The sequence below is a fragment of the Staphylococcus sp. HMSC062H10 genome (assembly GCF_001836945.1).
GTDB lineage: Bacteria > Bacillota > Bacilli > Staphylococcales > Staphylococcaceae > Staphylococcus > Staphylococcus aureus.
On the sequence record NZ_KV830980.1, the window covers coordinates 155322 to 180082 of the forward strand.

The 24761-nt window shown below is 34.7% G+C and carries 31 protein-coding genes; all 31 read right to left on the minus strand.

Features of this window, described 5'->3' with window-relative positions; genetic code table 11:
- Positions 1–10: 10 nt before the first annotated feature.
- Positions 11–1909: a glucosaminidase domain-containing protein gene (locus HMPREF2658_RS08305; RefSeq protein ID WP_070854328.1), complete on the minus strand. Its 1899-nt coding sequence runs from the start codon at positions 1907–1909 to the stop codon at positions 11–13.
- A gap of 136 nt (positions 1910–2045) precedes the next feature.
- The gene (locus HMPREF2658_RS08310; protein ID WP_000466785.1) at positions 2046–2345 is read right to left on the minus strand and encodes a DUF2951 family protein; all 300 of its coding nucleotides are present in this window, start codon (positions 2343–2345) and stop codon (positions 2046–2048) included.
- A gap of 40 nt (positions 2346–2385) precedes the next feature.
- Positions 2386–2559, minus strand: coding sequence for an XkdX family protein (locus tag HMPREF2658_RS08315; RefSeq protein ID WP_015990323.1), 174 nt, complete (start codon positions 2557–2559; stop codon positions 2386–2388).
- Between the two features lie 9 nt (positions 2560–2568).
- The gene (locus HMPREF2658_RS08320) at positions 2569–2946 is read right to left on the minus strand and encodes a DUF2977 domain-containing protein (RefSeq protein ID WP_061713858.1); all 378 of its coding nucleotides are present in this window, start codon (positions 2944–2946) and stop codon (positions 2569–2571) included.
- A complete protein-coding gene (locus HMPREF2658_RS08325) occupies positions 2946–4769 on the minus strand; it encodes a phage baseplate upper protein (RefSeq protein ID WP_070854330.1) in 1824 nt (607 codons plus the stop codon). The genes HMPREF2658_RS08320 and HMPREF2658_RS08325 overlap by 1 nt, the downstream gene beginning before the upstream one ends.
- Positions 4769–6679 (minus strand): phage baseplate protein, encoded by a 1911-nt coding sequence (locus tag HMPREF2658_RS08330; RefSeq protein WP_070854332.1) that lies wholly within the window; start codon positions 6677–6679, stop codon positions 4769–4771. The genes HMPREF2658_RS08325 and HMPREF2658_RS08330 overlap by 1 nt, the downstream gene beginning before the upstream one ends.
- Positions 6680–6693: 14 nt before the next feature.
- Positions 6694–8595, minus strand: coding sequence for an SGNH/GDSL hydrolase family protein (locus tag HMPREF2658_RS08335; protein WP_070854335.1), 1902 nt, complete (start codon positions 8593–8595; stop codon positions 6694–6696).
- Positions 8596–8603: 8 nt separating this feature from the next.
- The gene (locus HMPREF2658_RS08340; protein ID WP_000350680.1) at positions 8604–9551 is read right to left on the minus strand and encodes a phage tail family protein; all 948 of its coding nucleotides are present in this window, start codon (positions 9549–9551) and stop codon (positions 8604–8606) included.
- Positions 9552–9563: 12 nt separating this feature from the next.
- A complete protein-coding gene (locus HMPREF2658_RS08345) occupies positions 9564–13031 on the minus strand; it encodes a phage tail protein (protein WP_054194638.1) in 3468 nt (1155 codons plus the stop codon).
- A 16-nt stretch (positions 13032–13047) separates the two neighbouring features.
- The gene (locus HMPREF2658_RS08350; RefSeq protein ID WP_001837332.1) at positions 13048–13392 is read right to left on the minus strand and encodes a hypothetical protein; all 345 of its coding nucleotides are present in this window, start codon (positions 13390–13392) and stop codon (positions 13048–13050) included.
- Between the two features lie 29 nt (positions 13393–13421).
- On the minus strand, positions 13422–13787 hold the full coding sequence (locus HMPREF2658_RS08355) for a tail assembly chaperone (protein ID WP_001100168.1): 366 nt from the start codon (positions 13785–13787) through the stop codon (positions 13422–13424).
- A 63-nt stretch (positions 13788–13850) separates the two neighbouring features.
- The gene (locus tag HMPREF2658_RS08360; protein WP_054194637.1) at positions 13851–14432 is read right to left on the minus strand and encodes a phage major tail protein, TP901-1 family; all 582 of its coding nucleotides are present in this window, start codon (positions 14430–14432) and stop codon (positions 13851–13853) included.
- Positions 14433–14450: 18 nt separating this feature from the next.
- Entirely contained in the window at positions 14451–14834 is a 384-nt protein-coding gene (locus tag HMPREF2658_RS08365; RefSeq protein WP_000188654.1) for a hypothetical protein, read from the minus strand.
- Between the two features lie 11 nt (positions 14835–14845).
- Positions 14846–15193: an HK97-gp10 family putative phage morphogenesis protein gene (locus HMPREF2658_RS08370; RefSeq protein ID WP_001573042.1), complete on the minus strand. Its 348-nt coding sequence runs from the start codon at positions 15191–15193 to the stop codon at positions 14846–14848.
- Positions 15193–15495 carry a hypothetical protein gene (locus HMPREF2658_RS08375; RefSeq protein ID WP_031903213.1) on the minus strand — a complete coding sequence of 101 codons (303 nt, stop codon included), beginning with the start codon at positions 15493–15495 and terminating at the stop codon, positions 15193–15195. The genes HMPREF2658_RS08370 and HMPREF2658_RS08375 overlap by 1 nt, the downstream gene beginning before the upstream one ends.
- Positions 15492–15824 carry a phage head-tail connector protein gene (locus HMPREF2658_RS08380; RefSeq protein ID WP_054194636.1) on the minus strand — a complete coding sequence of 111 codons (333 nt, stop codon included), beginning with the start codon at positions 15822–15824 and terminating at the stop codon, positions 15492–15494. The genes HMPREF2658_RS08375 and HMPREF2658_RS08380 overlap by 4 nt, the downstream gene beginning before the upstream one ends.
- 8 nt (positions 15825–15832) lie before the next feature.
- Positions 15833–16120, minus strand: a complete 288-nt coding sequence (locus tag HMPREF2658_RS08385; protein ID WP_001114085.1) for a hypothetical protein — start codon at positions 16118–16120, stop codon at positions 15833–15835.
- Between the two features lie 21 nt (positions 16121–16141).
- The gene (locus HMPREF2658_RS08390; protein ID WP_031768999.1) at positions 16142–17116 is read right to left on the minus strand and encodes a phage major capsid protein; all 975 of its coding nucleotides are present in this window, start codon (positions 17114–17116) and stop codon (positions 16142–16144) included.
- 13 nt (positions 17117–17129) lie between these two features.
- Positions 17130–17744, minus strand: coding sequence for a DUF4355 domain-containing protein (locus HMPREF2658_RS08395; RefSeq protein ID WP_000354305.1), 615 nt, complete (start codon positions 17742–17744; stop codon positions 17130–17132).
- A gap of 134 nt (positions 17745–17878) precedes the next feature.
- The gene (locus HMPREF2658_RS08400; RefSeq protein ID WP_031784782.1) at positions 17879–18049 is read right to left on the minus strand and encodes a hypothetical protein; all 171 of its coding nucleotides are present in this window, start codon (positions 18047–18049) and stop codon (positions 17879–17881) included.
- 72 nt (positions 18050–18121) lie between these two features.
- Complete coding sequence (locus tag HMPREF2658_RS08405; protein ID WP_001133043.1) at positions 18122–19117, minus strand: minor capsid protein; 996 nt, start codon at positions 19115–19117, stop codon at positions 18122–18124.
- Positions 19118–19123: 6 nt separating this feature from the next.
- A complete protein-coding gene (locus HMPREF2658_RS08410) occupies positions 19124–20659 on the minus strand; it encodes a phage portal protein (RefSeq protein WP_070854337.1) in 1536 nt (511 codons plus the stop codon).
- Positions 20660–20669: 10 nt separating this feature from the next.
- Positions 20670–21947, minus strand: coding sequence for a PBSX family phage terminase large subunit (locus HMPREF2658_RS08415; protein WP_000169945.1), 1278 nt, complete (start codon positions 21945–21947; stop codon positions 20670–20672).
- A complete protein-coding gene (locus tag HMPREF2658_RS08420; RefSeq protein ID WP_001003271.1) occupies positions 21934–22374 on the minus strand; it encodes a terminase small subunit in 441 nt (146 codons plus the stop codon). The genes HMPREF2658_RS08415 and HMPREF2658_RS08420 overlap by 14 nt, the downstream gene beginning before the upstream one ends.
- Positions 22375–22560: 186 nt before the next feature.
- Complete coding sequence (locus HMPREF2658_RS08425) at positions 22561–22983, minus strand: RinA family phage transcriptional activator (protein ID WP_000162696.1); 423 nt, start codon at positions 22981–22983, stop codon at positions 22561–22563.
- A gap of 23 nt (positions 22984–23006) precedes the next feature.
- Complete coding sequence (locus HMPREF2658_RS08430) at positions 23007–23153, minus strand: hypothetical protein (protein WP_000990005.1); 147 nt, start codon at positions 23151–23153, stop codon at positions 23007–23009.
- On the minus strand, positions 23154–23327 hold the full coding sequence (gene rinB / locus HMPREF2658_RS08435; protein ID WP_029549364.1) for a transcriptional activator RinB: 174 nt from the start codon (positions 23325–23327) through the stop codon (positions 23154–23156).
- On the minus strand, positions 23320–23556 hold the full coding sequence (locus HMPREF2658_RS08440; RefSeq protein WP_000483477.1) for a DUF7366 family protein: 237 nt from the start codon (positions 23554–23556) through the stop codon (positions 23320–23322). Before HMPREF2658_RS08440 ends, rinB begins: the two co-directional genes overlap by 8 nt.
- Before the next feature lie 24 nt (positions 23557–23580).
- Positions 23581–23817 carry a DUF1381 domain-containing protein gene (locus HMPREF2658_RS08445; RefSeq protein ID WP_000195816.1) on the minus strand — a complete coding sequence of 79 codons (237 nt, stop codon included), beginning with the start codon at positions 23815–23817 and terminating at the stop codon, positions 23581–23583.
- A 101-nt stretch (positions 23818–23918) separates the two neighbouring features.
- Positions 23919–24164 carry a hypothetical protein gene (locus HMPREF2658_RS08450; protein ID WP_070854340.1) on the minus strand — a complete coding sequence of 82 codons (246 nt, stop codon included), beginning with the start codon at positions 24162–24164 and terminating at the stop codon, positions 23919–23921.
- 36 nt (positions 24165–24200) lie between these two features.
- Positions 24201–24731 carry a dUTP diphosphatase gene (locus tag HMPREF2658_RS08455; protein WP_070854342.1) on the minus strand — a complete coding sequence of 177 codons (531 nt, stop codon included), beginning with the start codon at positions 24729–24731 and terminating at the stop codon, positions 24201–24203.
- Between the last annotated feature and the right edge of the window lie 30 nt (positions 24732–24761).

Below are 24761 nucleotides of genomic sequence, written 5' to 3' on the forward strand. Positions count from 1 at the left end.
ATACACCTCTTTATTTATATTTATCTCTTATAAAATAGATACCTTTTAAGCCGATTTGTTTATATAGCTTAGCTATTGTACTAGCTTGATGTTGGCACCACTCTATAGCAGTAGCGTATTGGTGCGTAGCTGGATTCTTAGGATTCCATCTGATTCTGTACAGTGTATTCTGCCCTTTGTTGATGTAATCCTTTCTTACGAAGCTAGCACCGCCCATGATTGCTTTTGCTGGAGATGTCCAACCTTTATTCCTTGCAAACGTCATTGCGTAGTTAGGATTGTTGTCGTAAGCGCCAATGCCGAAGTAGTTGTATACTCCATCTTTTCCGTTAGCGAAGTTACTTGTTCCATATCCACTTTCTAAAAAAGCATGCGCGATTAAATAAATTTCATTAATGTTGTGTTTTTTACAAGCTTCTGCGAACGCTTTACCTTGATTATTCAATGTTCCCTTACCTTTAAGTATCTTATTAAGTGCGCTAACTGAAACACCTTGATACTTGCCTAAATTAAGCATTTGGTAGCATTGTGTGTTACTTTCCCATATTCGTTTAACATTCATTGCCGAGCTCGTTTGAGCTCGTGTAGCGTTAGCCCAACCCCAAGCATTAGATTTTTTCGGGTTACCTCTTGCCATTTGTTTATCCAGTGCTTGTTTAAATGTATAAGGACTCGTTTCTGTTATGATCTGCGGTTGTTTAGATGCCGAGCCATTATTGGCTGTTGGTGATGAGTCTCTTACATTCGCTATATCAGCGTTTTTATTATCTACCATAACTTTTATTCTAGATTTTGTTACTGTTGGTTTAGTTATAGAATTTAATAATTTTTCTCTGTTTTTAAATATATTAAGTAATGCCTTTTCTAATGCTTCGTATTTATCTTTAGGGGGAACACCGTTGTCAATCATATTCCAATTAACATGTTCCAACATTGAACGCCAAATACTATCGTCTACTTTTAAATTCTCAATACTTAGAGGTATCTCATATTTGATCATCATATCTACAGCTACAACCATTGCGTGAATCTCGTTAAAAATAAATTCGTTTTTACTCGCACTATAATCTTCACATACGTCTATAACTATATAATCAGCTTCATTAGGAACTTCAAATACGGCTCTTCTAGGAGCCCAAATATTATGTCTATCAACATAAAAGTGTGGATATTCTACATCTTGCTTATATTTCTTTCTACTGTTATATAAACTTTCTACCGAGCTCATTGTTTGAGCGTTTCTAATCATTATCCCTTTAGGTTTTTCGAGTCGTCGATTACCCTCTACTATAAAGTGATAAATATATTCTGGATAATTAACTTCTTGGCTAGAAATTGTGTACTTTATAGTTGTTACATCTTTCCAAATTGGAACTTTTTTATTATTTTTTTCGTTATCATCACTATCATCTTCGGGTTTAGGTGCCGGCGTAGATTTCTCCGGATGATATGGTGGTCTAACAAAATATTTAACTCCTCCACCTGGTCCATCATGATAAGAGTGCTTAATTTTATATGGCGGACTTCCTGTTGCGTTATTTGTATACCAGTTTTGATCCACACCATACCAATAGTCTTTTGTGCATGGCCCTACTACAATGTTCACATGACCTGCCCAACCACCAGTCCAAACACCCCAGTCGCCTGGTTGTGGTACAAAGTCTTTTGTATTTCTAATTATCTTGAAATCTCTACCTCTATAATTAGATTTCTGAGCCATAGCATCAGCATTTCCCCATGTTCTAAATCCCCAATATTTATCGAGTAAATAATTAGGCAAATCCCAGCATTGTGCTCCCATTCCAGAACCAGGTACATCAATAGCTATTTTGTTTTTAGCGATATACAACGCCCACTCTACTACTTCACTAGCTGTAGGTTTTCTGTTTTTTGGATTAGGTAATCCCATGTATGCACCTCATTTCAATCAAAATAAAAAGCCAGTGCCGAAGCACTGACTCTTAACTGTTATTTACATTTACCAAACCAGAAGCACGCCCAGAAGCTATATCCTAAAATCCCTTTAAGCATGGTAATCACCTCCTTTAAATACCAAAAATAGTTCTTAGTATAGCTATGACAATCGTACTAAAGATAGTCCCTATCAAACCGAGAATCCACATCTTGATATCTCTGATGTTTTTAGCATTTTTCTTTTTATTTTTTTCATCTTCAATCTTATCGCGCCTTAATTCTTCGAAATTTCTATCTAACTTGTCATAAATTTTTTCTTGCGTTCTCAGACTGTCTTCTATTCTGTCGAATTTTTCAAACATAGTCTTATCATTTTCTTCTAATCGCGTTAAACGCCAATCTTGTTCGTGTCGTTTGGTAAAGCCAAACATTACGCCACCTACTTTGCGTTAAATTAAAAAGCCACAAGCATTACACCTGTGACTTTTCATCTTTTGTTTCTGGATATTTTTCTCCAGTGATCAATGCATATTCTTCTTTGTCGATTACACCCATGTCTACGTACCACTTAATTTGGTCATTTTTATAGCAACCCCACACATAAAAAGTTTTAATGTCCTTGAAAGTTGGATAAATCATCTTAATTTTCTCCATTTAAACGTCCCCCTCTGTATTTGTTTTACCAGCTTTTAGTTCAGTCAACTGTTGTGTTAACATAGCGTTTTGTTGCTTTAATTCCATCGCCAAAATGTTTACTTGCGTCACCTGCATTTGCATACTTGCAACCATTCCGCGAAGTTCTTCATCACTCAAATCTGATTCACTTTGTTGGTTTGATGCATTCGGTACGTCTTCTTTTTCGAAATTGCTATTGTATTTAATTTCGCCGTTAGTGAAAACGAACTTTCTAGGTTCGAACTCTTCTTTGAATTTGATAGGCACATTGTTATCGTCTACATCTAAACTATTACGTAAACCGCCAGTATTAACGTATCCGATAACTTCATTTTTATCATTTACTGTGATTTTCATTATTTCCACCCCATAATTTTAGTTATAGTAACTTTGTTGGCATTCGCTCCAGAACCTGATGTTTTACCTAAATCAAAGTACACATCGTTATCTATTCTTAAAGTAGTGCTACTTGTTTTGGATAGTAAGCACTCATAAATACCGCCACCGTTGCCGTCTGAGTCAACTACATTCGCTTTACTCAATTGAATCGCGTTAGGTAATGCGGTTAGTCCGAATCCCTCAATAACGCCACCTGGATAAGTTCCACTTACCAACAAAATAGAATAGTTTGTGTACGGTTCAGTTAGATTGATTGTTGTACCTACACCATTTGCGCCACCGTCGAACAATACCGTTGATTTATGTTCATTAGGAACTGTCCACTGTTGCTCAAGTCTGCCGTTTGTGATTGATCGTGTGTAAATCTTTTTAGAGTTATAAGGTGTGAAGTTAAATAGCTTGTTTGTATCATCTTTAACGAATACCGATAAATAACCCTCATAACTTTCAACGCTACCTGGTAAATCCGGCACTCTTGTTGCATAGTAATTACCAGCAGTTAAATATCCCAAATCGCCTTGCGCATTATTTAAGTTAACTTGAATTGATTGACCATCCGCCTCTGTAATCTTATGTTGTTGCCAGCTCGTTGTTCCGAATTTATCATCTACATACTGCTTAGCTTGATTTAAAGCGTTGTTAGACGTTTCTTCAACAAATTGCTTAGTTAAGTTTCCATCATTCTTTTTATAAAACGGGTACCATGTGCCGTAGATTTTGTATTTTGTGTACTCATCGTTTGAATCGTCTGGGTACCATGTTGCACGAGCAGTATTATTATCAACAACATAAACAACTAACACACCAGATTTGCTTGATGTATAAGTTGATTCATCGAACGAAGAACCGTCATCAACACCATCTTGTCCAGGCTTCTCTAACGTGCCTATATCCGTCTTTTCTGGCGCATCTGTTGCATTAGTAATATGAATAATCCTAGATGTGTTAACTGCGCTTAAAACGCTATCTATGGACTGCTCATACGATTCAATTGCTTTACCGTAATCATCTGTAAGTTTAGACTTTTGCCAATTCGTTGTTGAATTACCTTTAACAAGGTCAGCGCTATTGATTTGTTGTTCAACTTCGTTAACACGTTCAAAAATCGCTTGCTCTTTTTCAACTATTTTCTGGAACTCGCTATTTATATATTGAACGGCTTTGTCTTGTGTTGTTGTAATCATCTGTACCGCTTCATTTTGTTTGATTTCTAATCTTTGAATACCTTGATTAATACGACTATCAATTTCAGTAACCAACGATTTTGTATCACTCAAACTTTTCTTTAAGTCCTCAACTTCTTCTTTAACACTTTCTGTTAAGTCCTGAATTGATTTGATATAAACTAGCTTTGTTTTACCGTCAAAATTACTAATTAGATCATTCTGGATATTGAAGTTAAATTGACGCTCTACAATTACGTTATTGCTACCGTTTTGAGTAAAATATGCTTGCGCATGTACTCGACCAGTGTATTTTAAGAACTCGTTTGGGATAACGTATTGCATTCGTCCATTAATTGCATCAACAATTGTAAGTTCATCACTAATATAAGCGCCGTGTTCATCGTCGAAGTTATCCGTCTTAAGCACAATACTAGTCATCGCATTATGTTTGCTGATTGATAACGGCTTATTATTCTTAGTTACTGCAAAATTTAAAACACCAGTTCCTCTATCTGATTCATAGAAACTGATGTTTGTGTCAATAACCGGATTATATTGTGATGTTGTTTGTAACTCGATTAAGTTATCATCTTTCGAAAAATTATCTACTACCATTATTCAACCACCTTTCCTTCGAATAAACTCCATTTACCAACGCCACCAGTACCAAAGTTTCTAACTAAAAATTGATGTGCAGACGGGAAGTTATTACGTCTTAATACTTGTGTTGTATTACCTGGTGTATTCGATTTTACTTCTAATATCCAACCTGCAATACCTTTAAAGTCTTTAGGAAAATCAGTAAATCGGTTTGATTCTTCAGTAGTGATATAGAAATCTAAACCAACGATTTTTAAATCTGATAATTTTGTAATACTCTTAGGGATATGTTCCCAATAACCGGCGTTTTGCGGGCAGAAATTCCATGCTCCGTTGTTTTTCTTATTGAAAATGTCAATGACACGTTCGAATTTAAGCATATTTCTACCTGTGCTGTTTCTGGTAAGTACTTGTCTTAGAGCACCATTATAGTGTCCAGGCAGTACATCCAAGAACCACCCTGCATCTCTAAACGCTTTCGGTAACGGGAAATCTAATGCATTTTGTGTGTCTTGCGTATAGATATAGTAATGACCAACTTCCGTAATATCACTTAGATATGCTGGGTTCTGTATTGGTAACGGTTTAACACGTCCGCCTGAATCAGTCATCGATACCTGAGGCGCAATGTTTTTTAAGAATTGGTTTACACCTCTTTGACCGATAGAATAAATTGAGTGATGTCTGTTGTTACCAGGTCCAATAGTTACCCCTATTAAAAGCGCTTTGCGTCCTGTTTCTAGATCGTAATACATATCTAGACCTTCAGCCTCTTGGAAATCTCCTTTAAAGTTGTTATTCACACCGCCTATATCGATACGACGTTTAAATAATAACTCTTTTGTTTTGATATCGAAGCCTTGTAAGTAGTTAGGGTTCGCTGGTTTTGAATCACCAGTGTACCAATATAAGATACCTGCATCATAAGTGATACCTTGCATAGGTTGTGTATCTGAAGTGTATTCCATAGGTATATCCATTTGATACAATACTTTGTCTATACCTTTATCAATATCGTCAGCACTTCTAACCTCAACAAAGTTCAACGAATTCTTAAGTTGTCTTTCAGAAGCTTTATATTCACGTCTGAAAATCATTAAATTTTCTATAGGATTATAAATCGCTGATGTATATCTGTCGTTAAATATATTCGGCATGACATCTTGCATTTCATTACCATAAGTTATTTCTCCAGTTCTATATTGGAAACGTACAAACTTGTTGTTTTTGTTAGCGTCTAACACTGCTGAATAAATCCATAACTCATTGCCGATATATCTATAGGCGTTGTGTGTGCCGTGACCGCCATTTTTAACAAGCAATCTATCAATAAATTGTCCATTAGGCTTCAATCTAGATAACATGTAATGATTGCCCGGACGCGCTTGTGTCATATAAATAATTTTTGTTCTAGGGTCTACCCAAAATGATTGCATTACTGCGTTAGTATATGGCGATAAATCTGTGATGAATTCCGGTTCTTGCTCTTTTGGTTCAAATCGGTATTCTGTCGCTTGATATTCTTTATAGTGTTCATCTACAGCTTTCTCAACCTTTTTAGTGAAAGCATCTAGTGTTGAATAATCATGATACAAACGATCTTGCAATGTCTTATGATCATAACCAGTATTATCAACACGCGCGTCTTTTACTTCGTTGATACCGTCGCCGTTATGACCTAGTACCATATTGCTGAAACGGCCGTTTAGATACGTTAAAAAATCAGAGACGCTACTTGTGACATTTAAATGCTCATACTTTATTTGCTCTCCATTATGTGCAAATACCTCTTTATTTCTATGGTATTCAAGAGAGAAATTAAAATCCGTCAGCATGTCTGAAATAAGTTTAAAGTTATACTCATTTTCATCTACATATCTGTAGTCAAAGACTCTACTTAAGTCTGTAATTAATTTGTTATCCATGTCTTCCTCCTTTTCTATCCGTAAAACTGGTAATAATTTTTAATAAGTTCGTACATAATAACTTCATGACCCCTCTCGTTCGGATGCAATCCGTCTGGCATACTTGATTTTCTGAACGCTGGATTATATGGCTTAAAATAATCTGTATGATAGGCATCATATACTGGTACATCCAATTCACTACAAGCCAATATCTGAGCATTGACATAATCCTCTAAAGTTAACCCTAGTTTGTTTTTGTCCGTATCTTTACGGCGTATCGTTGTACCACTCATAGGGCATTGCCTAGTAGCTGTCATTACAAGTATTTTTGAAGCTGGATTATTTTTCCTGATAACTTCAATTGCAGAACAAAAGGCGCCGTAAAACGTTTTAGTGTCGGTTTTATCAGTGCCTATCGGTACACCTGCCCAATAACCATGTAACCAGTCATCATCTGTACCTTGTAATATGATTAGGTCTCCTCTTATTTGCTCTGCTTGTCTATAAATGCTATTTTCTACCGCTTCTTTACCTATTGGAACTGTTGCCATTGTTGCGCCACCTCTTGCAAGGTTGGTCGTTTTAGCTTTTAACTTCTTGCCTAACATTTCAGTAAAATTTGTTTTCGCATGTGATCCTCTAGCTACAGAATCACCAATCGTTCCAATCGTTTTTACATCTTTAATGTTTGATTTATCTATAAAATCGTGAACGATAGTGCCATCTGATGTAGTTACAGTCTTAGAACTCACTTTCTGTTGTTTGCCTTCAATTAGATCAGTTCTACTCATCAAATCGAGTGTTGATTTAGCTATCGACGCTACTTTAGACTTCAAGTTTTCTGCCGCTTTACTAGGATTGGAAAGATTAACGTCATTTAATCCAGAAACATAGTTAGCTGCAGTATTAACTTTTTTCATATATCGTTGTTCTCGATTAAACTCACCAAGCGTTACATCTTGCTTAACAATTACATTGTTTATACCCCTAATCGTTTTAACTTGTACTATACGGACTAAATCATTCAAACCTAGTTTGGTAGATTTTATTTGTACTATGTCTCCGGGTTGTGGGTCTGCTTCTGGATATGATTCTCTTAACACCAAAAAGTCCAAAGACAAAGATTGTTTTAACGACTTTTTCAATCTCGATTGTAATTCTTTATCCATAGTTTCTTGGTCAGTCACTTTACCATCTTTAAATGGTTCTGCGTGGATGTCGCCGTATATTTCAGCTAATGCACTTCTAGCTTCCATTACGAGCCCAGCGTGTTCGAATGTTTCTTCTCCTGAATAATTACCATATCCTCTAATGAAGGTGGCGAAATCACTTGCATCTTCCTCGAGTTTTATAGCGTTGGCGTTGACTTCGTCAGAAATAAAATAAGACGCTTTTTGATTTGCAAAAGGCGTCAATACAAACTTATATCTGTCTTTCTTTTTGTCATACGTTATTTTATATTCTAAACCGAAATGTTCTAATCCCTTTTTAAACATTTCTAACCTTGTATCGCCTTCACCACCATTTTCAAACTTCGAAGACTTAACCTTACCTTCGACTTCAAAAAGCATTCCAGTACCTTGAAACACAATGTTAAAATATCTTTCTACTGTAAAAGATCCTGTTACATTAACATAAATCCTATCAATCATTAACTTGTCTATAGGAATCTCTCTAGCAGTACATTCAACCAGTTGTCTGTCGCCTTCTGATTTCCTATCAATGACAGTTATTACATATTCTTTCTTGTCGTTTTCACCTTCGACATGACTAACAATCCATCTTTTCCCTATAGCGTTAATAACTTCATAAGTATATTTGTTTTCTAGAATATCAAAAGTTAATACACCGTCAGCATTAACTTTTTTTACTAAAGTTGTTTCTACTGGTACAGGTGCGCCATTACCTTTAGGTGGTCTTACAATTATTGTCATTCTGACACCTACTTATAATAAAATTTCAAATCAAACTGAACTTTTTGAACTGTTTGATTAAACTCAAATTTATTAGCTCCGTATTTAAATTTTGGTTGGGCTATGTTCGTTTCAGTGCTTATTTCGACACCGTTTTTATAAACTCGGAAGCTATCATAAACAATTCTGTCTCCAGCTTTTAGTTTGATCCCTTCGATTTTCATTATTTCAGCATGCGTTAAATTCCATACAAACGATTCTGTATCTTCGCCTAAAATAATTGTTATCTTTTTATACATGTTGAATTGGTCGTTAGGAGCACTACCATGATAGTAAACTGTACCTTTGCTCAAATTTTCAAATGTATACTTTCTTTTGTCTCCGCCTGCATGCCAATCAATATTAAAATCAAACGACCACAATCCAACCTTTTTGTTTTCTTCTAACTCTAGGCTTGTTCCAATACTTTCGCCGTATGGTAATTCTGTAGTTTCGAATTTTAGTTCAAAAGAAACTTTATTACCTTTTTGTTTAGGGTTTATAACTCCGTTAAAAATAACTTTATACTGTTTACCATTTACATAAATTTGTTGATCGTGTCTTGAATATTCATAATCCGGGAAGTTGTTTTTATCTAATTTCACGTAATCATCAGAAGTTGGTTGAGTAAACCTGTAATTCAACTCTTCTTTTCTTCTTATTTCTCGTAAATACATAGGTTCTATGTCTGTCGTTAACGAATACAACATATCTCGCATATAAGCAATGTCTGAACGATTTTTAACTTTACAAAAACAAGGAACAACTATATCTCTACTGATATAATTGCTCCCCATTAATATACGACCGTTCATATTTTCTTTGTCTTGATACTTTGTGTTGATTTGCATGCTATCAATTACTATATCGTTAACGATAAATCCGTATTCACTTAATTTGATTACAGTACCATCTTTTTTTGTTAATTCTATGTCCATTTGTAACCTCCTTTATAAGTAATACTCAGAATTGCGTTTAGCATTTCTGCCGTTAACAATACTAGTAAGCGCATCGTTATTGACATCGAATTCAACTTTAACAGTTTTCATGTTCGGTGATGTTTCAATAGAATGTGTGTGTTGTACTTGCGCATTTATATTTCCACCTAAATTACTTAAGTTTCCTGTAATACTAGAAATGTCAGGTGCGTTTAATGTAGGTTGAAATGCATCGACTACTTTATCTGCAACATTAGAAACATTACGGATAACTTTACTTGAATGATTATCTATACCTTTAACGAAACCTAGCATTGAATACATACCAACATCCATGAATTCACGTGAAGGTGAGTGAATACCCAAAGCACTTTTAGCTGCATCTAAAGCTTTCTTAGCAACATTTTTAGCTGCATCTACTAATTGGCCAGCCATTTGTCCAATACCTCTAATTAAACCACGGATCATATCAGCACCTGCAGACACAAAATCTCCTATAAAGCTTTTTATTTTATTTACTGCATTTGTCATACCTTGACTAACTTTGTTTACAACATTAACGAATCCTTGAATAACTCTATTAACAAAGTTAATTAGCGTACTTGTTATAGTAGATACCCATTGCATACCTTTAGTCACGATGAAGTTCCAAGCTTGAGACATTTTGTCTGATATAGTTGATACAACTTGTGTGAATATGCTTACAACTTTATTCCAAATTGTCGTTAATATACCAGATAAGAAACTCCAAATCGTATTCCATATATTAGAAATAAAACTCCATGCCGCTTGTAACGCAGTAGATATAGTTGTAGTGATAGCGTTCCAAACCTTAGTTGCCACAGTAACTATAGTGTTCCACAACGTTTGTAAGAACGTCCAAATAGCGTTCCAAATTGTCATTGCGATAGTCATAATTGTGGTAAATACTGTAGTTATTACAGTGACTAACAAATTCCAAATCGTAGTAGCGATTGTAATTATCGTGTTCCAGATTGTACTTAAGAATGTCCAAATAGCTGTCCATATCGTCATAACTATTGTCATTATCGTCGTGAAAACAGTTGTGATGATTGTAACTAAAAGGTTCCATACCGTTGTTGCAATAGCGATAATTCCATTCCATAACCCTTGTAAATAAGCGACTATTTGATTCCAAACAATCATTATAAAATTGTATACATTAGTTACTGCTGTAGTGATAGCTTTTAAAATAGCATTCCATACAACCGAAGCTACAGTTTTCAACACATTCCAAACTGTAACCATAAACGTTTTTATCGCATTCCAAGCATTTATAATAAAGTTTCTGAATCCTTCATTTTTATTCCACAATAAAACGAATATAGCTATTAATGCAGCGATTACACCAATAACTATTGTTATTGGACCACCTAAAATACCAAACACAGTTACTAGTCCTGTGATAGCATTTCTAATTAATCCAATCTTACCGAATAACAATTGGAATATAACTGATATAATTTTTAATGGTCCTTTTAATAACATGAACGCACCTTTTAAAATTGTTAATCCCGCTCTTAATAAACCGAACTTACTTACTAACGCAATGATCCTACCTATTAATCCGCCACCCATAAAGTTAGATACAGCAAGAATAATCGGTATTAAAAATCTAAATGCACCAACTAAAGTTATAATGACGCCAACTAATTGTGCTGTAGCCGGATGCGCCTCAAACAAGTTAGCTATCCAACCAGTTATTGCTACTGCAACGCGTAATACTGCACTAGCTATAGGAGCCATCGCTGTTGCGAATGCAACTAATCCTCTTGCAATGTTCCCAATTAATTGCATTATTAGTGGTCCATTTGTTTGTATATAACTGACAAAGTCTTTGAACCCTTGAGATTGTCCTACTTGTTCAGACCATTCCCTAAACTTAGCTGTCATTTGTTCAAGAGATTGGAAGATTCCAGTTGATGATCCACTGAATGCATTCATCAAATTGTTAATTCCAACGAAAACATTTTTGAAAATATTACCAATGATAGGTAAGTTTGTTTTTGTGTATTCAATAAAACGAGTTATCGAATTTTCTCCAGCTGCACTATTAGCCCAGTTAGAGAAAGATTGACCTAATCTATCCAACCAATCAGCCGACCATTGAAACAGTGGCGCTAATTGTGTGAATACATTGACTAATCCGTCACCGAAACCGCCTGCAGCACTTAATAGCTTGTTAAATACCGAAACACCAGTTGTATTCATCATGTTGAAGAACCTTGATGCTACACCGCTATTTTGAGCCCATTTAAGTACACTTTGAGACGCCTCTTCCATTCCTCTTGAAATACCACTAAAAAATGGTTGCAAGCTCTGCATTGCTGTTTTAACAGTATTTAAACCATTTGCAAGAGTTGTGAAGATAGCGGATTGATTTTGCTTTATAATATCAGTCCATGCTGACTTTACGCCATCTAAAGCTTTTTTGTATTCGTTTGTTGCTGAGCTAGCTTGTAAAGTGCCATCATTAAGCATCTTTATAGCGCTGATAGCCATTGCGCCAAATGCTACAAAGCCAGCGCCGGCTATTGCTACCGCACCACCTAAAGCAAGTACACCACCAGTTAACACTTTGATAGCGTTTAATAGTGCAAACACTACAGGTACTACGCTCGCTATTACAGGTATTAAAATGCTAAAAGATGAAGTTAGTAATCCACCAACCATATTAGAACCTACAGTACCGAACACACGGAACATATTAGCTAAATTCCCCATCTGTCTTTGGAAATTGTCGTTTGCTTTTATTATGTAGGCATAAGCTTTCTTTAAACCATTAGTATCGACATCTACCTTTGTTGTTTTTTTGTTTGGCAATGCGTCTAATGATTTTTTAAACGCATAAATAGTTGGTATAGAAAGCCTTGTATCTACATCAAGTCGAGATCTAGTTTTATTTGGAATACTTTTAAGCTCTTCTTTAGTACGTTTGATTTTAGAATTAGCAACACTGTTGTCTACATCTAAAATAGCTTTGGCTTTAGACCTATTTAAAGCTTCAAGACTAGCTTTAGATACTTTTAACACTCGATTGAATTTACTGTTATCAGCATTGACGTCAATATTGACACGTTTCTTTTCTAGTTCTGATAACTTAGCTTCTGTTTCAGCGATATCTTTAATTAACTTTTGTTTTTCTAACTTAACTTCTGGTGTAACTTCTTTTGAATCTAATTGATTTAATTCAAAACTTGCTTCTAAAACTTTTTGTTGTAGATCTTCTATTTTAGCATCTAATTTAGCTTTTGCTTTTTCACTACTGAACGAATCTAAAGTCTTCTTAGCAACCTTTACGGCCTTTTGTAAATTTTTATCATTAGCACTTAAATCGACATCTTTAGTTTTATCAGCTGTACGTTTATATTTTTGTACGGACTTAACCGCACTATCGATTTGCCTTTTGAATTTGGCTACACTAGCTTCAATAGTCGCTTTAATTTTATATTCCGTCACATTAACACCTCTCTTTCTATCGCTTATTAAATTCTGCTATAACTTTAAAGAATTCATTATTTTGTGGTTCGTATTCATCACGTTCGCTACTAAACCTTATATCTTTACCTTCGTTAAGCCGTTGGATATTTTCTTCATAAGGCAATACGTCGTTTGCGTTGTTAAAAACATATTCCTCTTTAGGTTTATTTTCTGTACCAACGTTTTTAGTAGCTGCCGCGTCACGAATAGCAAACGCAAGTTTGTAACGTTCGAATTCTTGGGTTAGCATTTCATATTCTTTCGCATACATTCGATAGTTATATTCTGTTAATGTCATTTGCTCGATAACATTTAAATCTGTAATACCGAGTGTCGACATACAAGTGATAACGATTCTGTCGTAAGTTATTACGCTTCCGCTGGTTTCTCTTCCGCTTCCACTACTTCGACTAGGTTTCGGGTCATAGGTCGCTTTCCCAACTCTGTTAAAATATCTGAACCGAATTCTTCTAGCCCAATATTTTCTGCGATTTCGTCTAGTGCTTCATCAATGTTATTAATAGTAATTGCTCGTTTTTTCAAGTGAGATGTAGCTGCAATTAAAACTTCGCCAATCACTACAGGATTTCCACTTTCTAAACCTACAGGCAACATTGATACACCTTGACCGATAGACGCTTGTTCAACTTTTAAACCTAATCGGTTATCGATCTCTCTTAAAAATTTAAAACCAAAACTTAACTCTAGTGAATTTCCATTAATTTCTACATTCATAATTTAAAATCTCCATTCATGATTAATTTAAACAAAAATAAAAAGGGCTTAACGCCCTATTTTTTATACCTCTCTTGGTGTAACCGGTGATGAATCTGCTTTAGGTTGAGGAATTACTGTTAACTCTTCGCCAGTTAACGCATCTTCTTTTGTAGTGTCATGGAATCTGTATCCAGTCGCCTTAAGTTTCTTTGTCACAGCCTCAGGCAATGTTGCGAACCCACGTTGGAAACGACCATTCACTCCGTATTCATATTCATATTCATCAATACCGTTAGCTTCTGCTTTTAATTCAAATTTATTGTGGAAACCTTGGAAATATTTCGCTTTAAATTTAGTAGCATCTCCATTTTTGCCTGGTATTCTACTTTCAACTTCCCAAGCTTCATACAATACGCGATCTACAACTGCATCTTCAATTTCATCTGCAAAATCGTCACCATAAAACATTTTAGCAGTACCAGACATTGTTGATTCAACTGAACCACCAGTGTTATAAGAACCGTCCATTGTATCCTCTGTATCCGTATCAGCTTCATGTGATAAACCGTATTCAGTTAAAAAAAGCATTTTAGTAGCATCGACTTTTTCGCCTGCTTTTCTAAACAAAATAATACGGTCATTACTATTTTTCATATTTGCCATTCAATATTCCTCCGTTTTTTAATATGTTTTGTACGTTATCGTTACTGATGTGTGTAGTAACTCTTTATTAGTAGTATCATCGACTAACTGTGTGATATTGATGTCGTCTTCTTCAAAGTCATAATCGTTTGTTTTAACGCTAGGTGTTAAATCATCGATACATCTTTTAACAAGTCTGTCATGATGTCCTAAATCATCACTTACACTCCAAATATCAATAACTAAATTCGTGTCGCCGGAATAACTATCAAACGTGTACTTACTTCTATTTGACTCCGGCATTTTTATGACAAAAAAAGGATACGGAATCTCTTGTTGCATCTCTTTACGAGAAATAACAGGGAATCCATATCCTTGTAGCGTTTCATACGCTTTATTATAAAGTTGTAAGTTCGGTGTCATGCTTTTATCTCCTATTCAAACAACGCTTTCAGCTCTTCTACAGTTGATTTTTTAATCACTTCGTATACCGGCCACATAAAAGGTTCTGCCTCCATGTATCGAGTACCAAACTCTAAGAAACCACTATAAGCCGCATGCGATGTGATAGTGTATTGCAAATCGCCAGTTTTTTTATATCTGATATTGCGTGATAAATTACCAGTCCAATAACCCTTATTCATTACTTCTCTAGCCTTTAATTTAGCTCTTACTACGTATTCTTTAGCTTTGTCTAGTAAAATATCATCTACATCATCATCAATGTTGGTTTTCATATCGTGAAATTGGTTTAACAGTGCGTCTAATCCATCTATATTCATCAATTGACCTCTTCGATATAATATGACGTTTCGTGTCTGTATGTCCTTGTATCAACTATCTTGTAGCGAATACCATTAATTAACACGTGGCTAACAGGGGAAGATATGGATTCTTTTATCCTCAGGACACTTACATCGTTTTTTAAATCGCCAAATTCAAGTTGCTTTCTTGCTCTAGAAATAGGATTAATATTGCATGGTATCGCATCATAAGTGATTAGCGTGTTTTCTTTTTTGCTAGTTTTAGGATTGTAAGTTGCTACTTGTTCTAATTGAAAAACAGCTCTATCTTCATATCTCAAAAGAACACAGCCCTTCCTTTTTTAGTTCTCGTTCTAGCATTAAAGTAATTATCAATAATAGCTTCATACTCCTTGAAATCGTTCAATTCATACGCATTGCTACGTCCGTCAACCGCTTCTGATGTCATACCTTCAGCACCAATCCTGTTGTAGCGTTTAACTGCAACTTCTTTGATCATGTAACTAAATCTTTCGGGTATTTCTCCAACCTCAATAGGTAACATTGATAACAACTGGCTTTCACAACTTTTTATAATTTCCTCTAATTGTTCATCTTGCTTTTCATCTTTAAGACCAATACGTTTTTTTACATCAGCTAGCGTAGTCATATAACCACCTACTCTAGTGACTCAAAAGCATTGATAATTTCAGCTTTTGTTTGTTTTTCATCAACTTGTAAGCCAGCAACACTTGCTATTTCGACAAGTTCTTTTTTGGTTAATTTGTCATTTACAATGTAAATCATTTGTTCGTTGCGTTTATTTTCAACACTAGCTAAAGCTTTGATACGTTCATCTGTAGGATCATAACCTTTGCGAGGGTAGACATGCCCTTTCATATAGACATGTCTGTTATCTTCTAAATCTGTAAAATCTACTTTAACAATTCCAATGATTTCGGGCATGTTACCACTCCTAATTATTTATTAAACTTCTCCTGGAACTGAATCTGTTCTTTTGTCAGCAGGAACTAACTTAGCAAACGCTTTATCATCAGCGATATGCAATGCTACATGCATAGTTGCACGTAATGCCACCATGTCTTGTTCAAACAAGTTTACAGGTGTGCCATCTTCGTTTTTAACTGTAGATAATTGTGCGGTTTCATCGATTTTGTATTCGATTAATTGAGGGATACCATAAATCAATTTGTCGAAGTCACCAGTGATTAATTCACCACGTTTTAAGTTACTTGATTTAAGATTAACCACAGGTAGACCATCTAACGTATCACTGTTACGGTCATAAATACGTTCCTTAGTTTCAGGATCTACAATTTTACGTAACAAGCTTCTGTTTTGTGTTTTTGAGATAAACGCATTTGCTTCTAATTCGTCATCTTCAAGTAATGCCTCTAAATCAATAATGTTATCTTGTGTGAAGTCACCTTTAATAACCTTATTAGTTTTTTCAATTGATTGTGCAATTGATTTACCGAATGGATTGTTACCTTGATTCAAAATACCCGCTTCATCAAACTTTTTATAGAATGCTTCAGCAATCATAGGCTTCATTTCTTCAAAGAATTGTGAATAAGTGTAATTCAAAAATTCTTTTGTTACAGGTAAGATAACCCCTAATTTAAACGCTCTCATAGTAGCATTAACCCATGTAGCTTTAGATGTTTCGATTTTTTGACCTTCACCTACCCAGTAAGCACCTGGTTTATCAGCCCAAAAAGTAAACTTCTTCTCAGTACCTTCCATTGGTTCGTACTTACCTAATTGCATAATTTTAGAGTTTTCCATAACCTCTTGTAAGATGGGCGTTGTGAATTCATTCATCAACGTGCCATCTTTCTTTTCGTGCATCATTACATTATCAGGGTTAAATACTTGCGGTTTAACATTGTTACTCGCAAAATGTTGCAAATTTAATTTTAATTTTTGTGTTTGTTCCATTTAAATGCCTCCGTTAATTTTTAATAATTCTTTTTTGTCTAGCTATTTCAGCTAAGTTTTGCGGTTTATTTTTAGTCGAGTGATTAAATGAATCTCCACCAGTCAATGGCGATTGTCTAGCGTTAATCTTAACCGCTTCATTAACCGCTTTTTTTACTGCATTAGAAAAAGCTTCAACATTCAATTTAGTTTGTTCAGCAGTATCTGTTACAACTAAATTAACAACCTCATCTGATGAATCAACTTCTGCTTCACTTAACATTTTCCTTGCTTCTGAACGCATTTCATTTAATTGTTTTTCTGAGCGTAATTGCTCCAGCTCTTTTTCCATTTGTTCGCGTTCATATTCAGCGATTTGATCTTTGTTCATTTTTGCTAATCGTTTAGCTTCATCAACAGCTTCTTGTTTCTCTTTTTCTTTCTGCTTCATACGACGACTTAATTCTTCTTTAAGACGCTTGTTATATTCTTCTTGTAGTCTTTTTTCGATTTCTTCTTCTGAATTAGTCTTTTTGTCTTGTTTGTCTTTGCCTTCATCATCGTTGTTATCTTTTGATTTTCCATTATCTCCATCTGATTCTTCAGCAAAAAACTGTAATTTGAGTTTTAACTTTTCTTGGATATCCATAGTTTTTACACCTCATTTATTTACTCTTGATTAGTTTTAAGCCATACATGGTTCGGGCTGTTACACTTGCATCTTTTATTGTCATAAGCATGGTTTGGACATAAAAAATAGCCAACACAATTAAGTGCTAGCTATTAAAAGAGAAGTTCATTATATTTCGATTTTTCTTTATCGGCTAATACTGCCGACCTTACACTGTCTAAGTTTGCATCAATAATAACTGTTTCGTTTCGCTTTTGTAACTCTTTACGTATACCTTTTAATTCTCTTGCTATGTCTCTAAGGTATTTGTCAGTATTACTCATATTAGTATCCTCCAAACATTTAATTTACTGTCATACAAAACTAACTTGCCTTTAAAAAACTTTACTTTTAAATCAATCACCGCTTTTCACTTTCCCTCCGAAGTATTTTGTTTTTCGTTTCTTGCTTGGTTTTTTCGGCCACATAGATTTAGGTAGTAAAGCGCAATCTGAACGACAATTGATATGCATAGGATAGAAATTAACACCAATTTTAGCGTCTTTAACTTTGAATATTTCTCCATTAAGCCCTTTGCATACTTTAGTTGTTCTATTATCGATTTTTGCAATATACATATAATATCCTTCCGGTGAAATTTCTTTCATGCTGTCAATGCTTGATTGTGCGTGAACACGTGCCGATTCCGTATAAAGCAATGATTTAATTGCTGCGGTCTTTTGTCGTGCTGTGCCTTCGAATTTATTTAAGTGCTTGCGCATATCTTTAACATATTCATTAGGATGTCGACCTCTAATAACTACATTAGCAATTATTTCTTCTACTTCTTGTTTCATTGCTTCGGTATTAGTCCATAATCGCTCTGACCAAACGACACCATGAAATTGTGTATCAACGATTGTATCTATAACTTCTTTAGCTACTTGTACACCTTCACCTAAAATACCCGCTTGATCACTGAACACACGATAAGCTGTTGATTCGAAATATTCCCTCATCGATAATTCTGTTTGAGCTGTTGCATAAGCAATTAAGAATTCTATTTGAATCTTTAACATCTGTTCTCTAGATACATACATCTTAGTGTTATACTTCTTTAATTCTTCATTTGCTCTATCGCTAAAGTCCTTGTTTTCGACCAATCTTTTTGCTTCTTCTTGAAACGCTTTTACATCGAACTCATCAATAATCTTTTGTGCTTCTTGTAATGTAACGCCTGCAAAATCTCCGTACTTAACAATAAACGCATTGATTTCTTTTTCAATGCGTTTAATCATCATATTCAATATACGTTCTATTTCTTCAGCTTTAGTTTTATCACGCTTCAACTCATTCTCGATTGCTTTGCGTCCGCGTTCTTCCCAATATTCTTGAGTGTTTTTGTTAGGCAATTACAATCATTCCTTTTTATCAACAGTATCTTTTGTATCATCATCTTGTTCGTCATCATTGATGTCTCTAGGGTCTTTATAAATGCCTTTTTGAGCTTTTTTAATAGATTCTTTCTCATCTTCTTCTATTTTTTTGACTTCTAATTCAGGGTCTTGGAAGAACGAGAATAGAGACATTAAAGTTGTTTGGCTAATCTTCCCGCCAGAATCAATATAAGCTTTTAATTCTTCGATTAATGATTTAGGTAAGTTTCTGTTGTATACGTATCTAACAGTATTGAAATCTTTGTTAGCGTCAATTGACCGTGTATTTTTAAGTATCGTCTCTAACAACTTAGCACGACGTCTTAACCCTTTAGTAAACAATCCTTCTTTAGTTTTAGTACGTTGTTCTAATCCGAATAATTTGTATTTCATTGCCTCACCTGATTGAGTGCCACTAAAGTTATCATCTTTCATGTTAGGTGTATTAGTAAACATGTGTATATCACTGTTTAAACGGTCTTTATAAGCTTCTGTACCTTGCACATCGTATTGTTTATAAATATAACCGCCGTCAACAGAGCCTTCTGTTTCTCTACCTTCGCTATCAGCATAAACAGTCGGTTCTAAAAACAACACGTTAGCTTCCTTTTGTTTTCTAACTTCTACGGGATCTAAATTCAAATTACCTTTAATAAGTAGCATAGCGTCATTTAAATCACTCATATAGTTAGCTGTATCTGATTCAGCATTATCATACAAATCAATTAAAGTGATTACTTTCTCGTAATCTCCCTTTCTTCTTTCATTGTTGCTGAATTCTGTAATAGGCATACGTTCAAATGAGTGGGATTCAAAATTGCTTTCACGTGGTGTGAGCTTCAATCCACTTGTTCTACTGGTAAGATATCTATAAACACCGTGAGAAGTAAATAAATCAACTGTAAACACTTCATCTTCGTCAGTCTTGTCTATTGGTTTAGTTCTTAAATATCTAACGCCTGCGATACTATTACGTTCAATTGTATTGTCGTATATGACAAAAGTGCTCATCGCATCACTCTTGTATAAACGCGTTTCATCATCTTGGTTTCTAATCATTAACTCATAAGCTTTACCGTAAATTGATAAGTCTAATCCTAGAGATCTATTGTGTGACTCAACATCATTCAAATCATTGAACGCCTCAATAGCTTCTAATACATCTTTGTCATCATCTTGATATTGAATTGGATTACCCAAGAAATAGCCGTTGATAAAATCGCTAATATAAGATGCGTAATCATGCGCTACACGGTTATCTGCCATGTACTCTTCTTTGCATCGTGTTAACTCAACTAAGTTCTTAGTTTTACCTTCGTAATAATCACTTAACACTTTCAATCTAGGTCGTTGATAATCCATGTGATGTTCAATGTATTTACTTACTTCATTAACGTTTTGTAATAAATCGGATTCCGTCCCGTCATATGTGTAAACAACATTGGCTTCATCATTAAATAAGTAATTTATGTTTCCCCGTAGATCTGTATCTGTTTCAAATTCGTTTACTTTTAACATTTGTTCCCTCCTATAATCCTAGAGATTTTATTGTGTCAACTTTCGAACCTACATTTGTACGTTTTCTAACTGGTCTGTAGAATCGTTCCACAGAATAACGCAGCGAATCGATACAATGATTGTATGTATCTACTGGTTCATTAGTATATTCACCTGTATCTTTGTCCTTTTGCCATGTGTAGTTGTCAAACTCTTCAATAGTCTTGAAACAACGTTCATCAACAATGATTTCAAATTGCATTAAGAATTGTAACCCTTGTACAACCGAGCCCTTCCCTTTTTTGGTTGGTAAAATCCTTTTAAGCCCTAGATTCCTTAATTCAGCTATACTTTTTTGTTCTGCACTATCTGCTGTAATTTCTTCTTTAGCATAACCAAGTTGCTTTATGACATTAGCTATTTCATCATTCAGCATACCTTGTTTAACATACTCTTCAATGATGTATAACTTCTTTTTCTTTACATCTATTTTAGAATGTATAAAAGCACTAGGATCATTAACGTAGCCAAAGTCCAATCCAAAATAAGAAGGTAAATGTCTTAACTCATCTTTATTTATTAAACGTTTTTCATACTTAGGGAAAACCAATTTGTCTAGTGTAGCAAATTCACCTAACGCATAAATTTTGTAATATGCTGGATTACGATTTGCTAACAACTCTAAGTTTTGTCGTGTCATTTCATCAAGAAACTTATTATCTCGATAACTAGATTGTCTAATCATGACATTTTCCATTGGTTCACCATGTTCAAAGAAATACTTATAAACCCAATTCAGTTTAGATACTGGGTTAAACATCAAAAATATTTGCTTATTCACGTGTTTACGCTCCCTCAAACGCAACGTTAATTGCGTGTAATCATTTAGTGTGAATTCAGACGCTTCTTCCATGACTATGTCTGATATGCCTTTTATCGACTTTATTTTCTCTGGGTTATCTAATCCTTTAAACAAAAAAACTGCGCCGTTTGGCAATTCAACTTTGTTATCAGTCTTATTCCAAAGGCACATGTCCCAAATACCAAAGTTTATCAAACAATCTTTAACATCTTCGAACAAACTATCTTTAATTGTTGATTGTACTTTTCTAAGCCACAGTATACGCCTAGGATATTTCCAATCTTGCAATGCTTTGAGTACAACTTTTTGTATAACGCCGTGAGACTTACCGCTCGAACCTCCACCGTAATGTACTTCAGTGAAGTTATCGTAATTGGTTAGTATTTCGAATATGTTTCTATTGAAAACATTAGACGGTTTGTTAAAGTTTAATTTAACTTTCGTCATCGTACTCACCAATATTAATCTCAATATTTTTCTGAGTAATTTCTTTTTTATCGATATACGCACCATGAACTTTTAGTATGTGGTCAATAGATCTCTGACGCTCTTCAAAAGTTGGTGTGATTGTGTAAGTAACCTCTTTTTCCACTTCATCGTTTAAATGGTCATATTTCTTACTGTAAGCCTCTTGAGGTTCTCCTCTAGCAATAGAAGCAGATAACGCTAAAGCTTCTGTAATACTCATTAAACGCTCTTCTTGTATCTGTTCTAATCGTTCTTTAATATATTCCGAAACATTAACATTTCTTAACAATCGACTTGCTAAAGACTCTGCTGTTTTCTTACTATAACCTGCTGAAATTGCTGCTTTTTTACCATTACATCCATTCATTATATATTCATCTGCGAATCTCTTTTGTTTTTCGTTCATTTCATTTACCACCAACTCTCGCGCTATACGCTTTTTAAAATTAAAAAAGGATTGGCTATAATCAGCCAACCCACATAGATCCTTTATTCCTAATTGCGATAAGGGAAACGCAGTAAGATAATCAATATCCTACACTATCATAATATCTCATTTTAGGTATCAAAAACTGCCACTTTACTGCCAATTTCACTCTTCCCCTAACTCTTCCGCCAATCTAGATATGATTTTCCTTTTTATTCTATGAGCAGTTCTATCAGAAATGTGTATGTCATCACAAACTTTCACTAATTCCTTTTTATTAAAATAATACTCTTGAATGAACTCGCGTTCTTTCCTACTTGATGTGTTGATTATACGTTCAATTGCACTCTTAAACTCGAGGATTTTACCTCTTCGTATACTACAAAGATAATTAGTTACTGCCATTTCTGTTTTCGATGTATTAGACGGTACAAATTCCCCGCCTATATTTGTATCTGTTGGAATCCATGGTGTCATTATTTCACTTCTTAAATCTTCGAGTTGCTTATGATAATTAGGATAATCACACAACTCATCTTCTAACTTTCGAACTGTTGATAATTTTAATCCATATTTCTTTTTAGTCATGAATACCCTCCATACAAATATTTTTAATCTTCAAAATGTCTCAATCTACTTCTTAATATCTCTATCTCCCGCTCTTTAACTTTCACATCGCCTTTTAACTGTTCAGCTTGCAACATCACACCAAACAATAAGATGACTAGTAATATAATTGCTATGACTAACCACATCATCTACTCTGTCACCTCCGCCCTCATCAAATCAGACTGATCGCTCAACTTTGCGAAGTCACTCGGCGCCTCTACATCATCATTAGCCGTCATCATAATATATACTTGCTCAGTTACATACTTACCTAGCTCATACATTGCTAGTAAGAATATTAGTCTTAATATTTGTTTAATCATCATTGTCATCTCCTGTATCAATCAAAAAAAGTACCTGTCTCAACATACTCTTTAACTGTTGTTCATTTAGACTGGCTAACATAGGGCTGTAAAATTCACTATCTTCATCTTTAACAGTTTTAATAAAACAGCCTTCAATCTCAGCTTTTTCTTCTGGCGTTCCATTTTTATACGTCTTAAATACCTCGGTGTGCTTTTCTGGTAATTTCATTTTAGGTGTATTAAACATTATTATCTCCCCTCTTTAATGATTTTATTTCTTTTCGAACAAAGAACCTAATACTTCTTCACTAGGTCTTTCGAATAAGGTCACTTTAGAATTATTAGTGTAGTAAACAATAGGTGTATTTTGTGACTCATATTTCTCTTTCGCTTCTTCTTTACTCTCTGCCTCAACAACTGTAAACCTTTGATTGCTCTTAACTTTAGTTATGTGCGTATGTTTACGCCCTGTTGAATCTTTGAATGTTGTGACTAAATATTGTGTCACTTACTCGTCACCTATTTCACTTGGCTGTAAAATCACACTTCTTACGATTAAGTACGGATAAAATTTATAGTAACTGTTAAAATAGCTTATTTTATATTGTGTCACTTCTCATCACTCCTTTGAATGGTTCTAAGTTTTTCTATGAATAAAAGTATTAGTAAAACACTCAATGTAGCCAACATATTTTGTTGCTTTGCAAAATCTACTAGAACGATTAAGACCAATAACATTCCAATTCTGCATGTAAATAAATCTAATTCTTTGTACAAAACCATATATCTGTTGAGTAAATTGTTAAATATTACTATGAATACAAGTATTGGAACTAATGTAATGATGTAACTCACTTCCCCAAAACCTCCTTGACCCGATCTAAGATGTCTTTACACTCCGCTACTTCCGAAGCCTTTTGCTCCACGTTCTGAAACACTCTCGAATTCCTCCACTTGCTTTAGTTCAGGTGTCCATATAGGCACGATAACCAATTGAGCTAGTTTGTCGCCTTTGTTGATTTTATATATCTTTCTAGCGCCTTCTCCTTCGTTTATATAATTACCTTTTATATCTAAAGTATTTACTAGTTTGTCGTCTAAATCTTCGTATAATGATGTTATGCCGTCATGCTCCATATCATTCTTGATATTAATCCCTAAATTGCCATGATATCCCGCGTCTATCTTGCCTGTTTCAATCACTAAATACGTTTTACTACTTACACCACTACGACTAGTTAATAGTCCGACATAGCCCTCTGGTATACTTACAGCTACATCTGTTTTAATCACTGCTTTTTCTTGTGGCTCAAGTACGACAGTTTCAGCTGAAAATATGTCATAACCTGCATCCGTCTTATGATTTCGTTCGGGCATTATAGCGTTTTCTGATAATAGTTTTACTTGTAATGTGTTAGTCATTTTCCTGCTCCTCCTCATATTTATAGACCA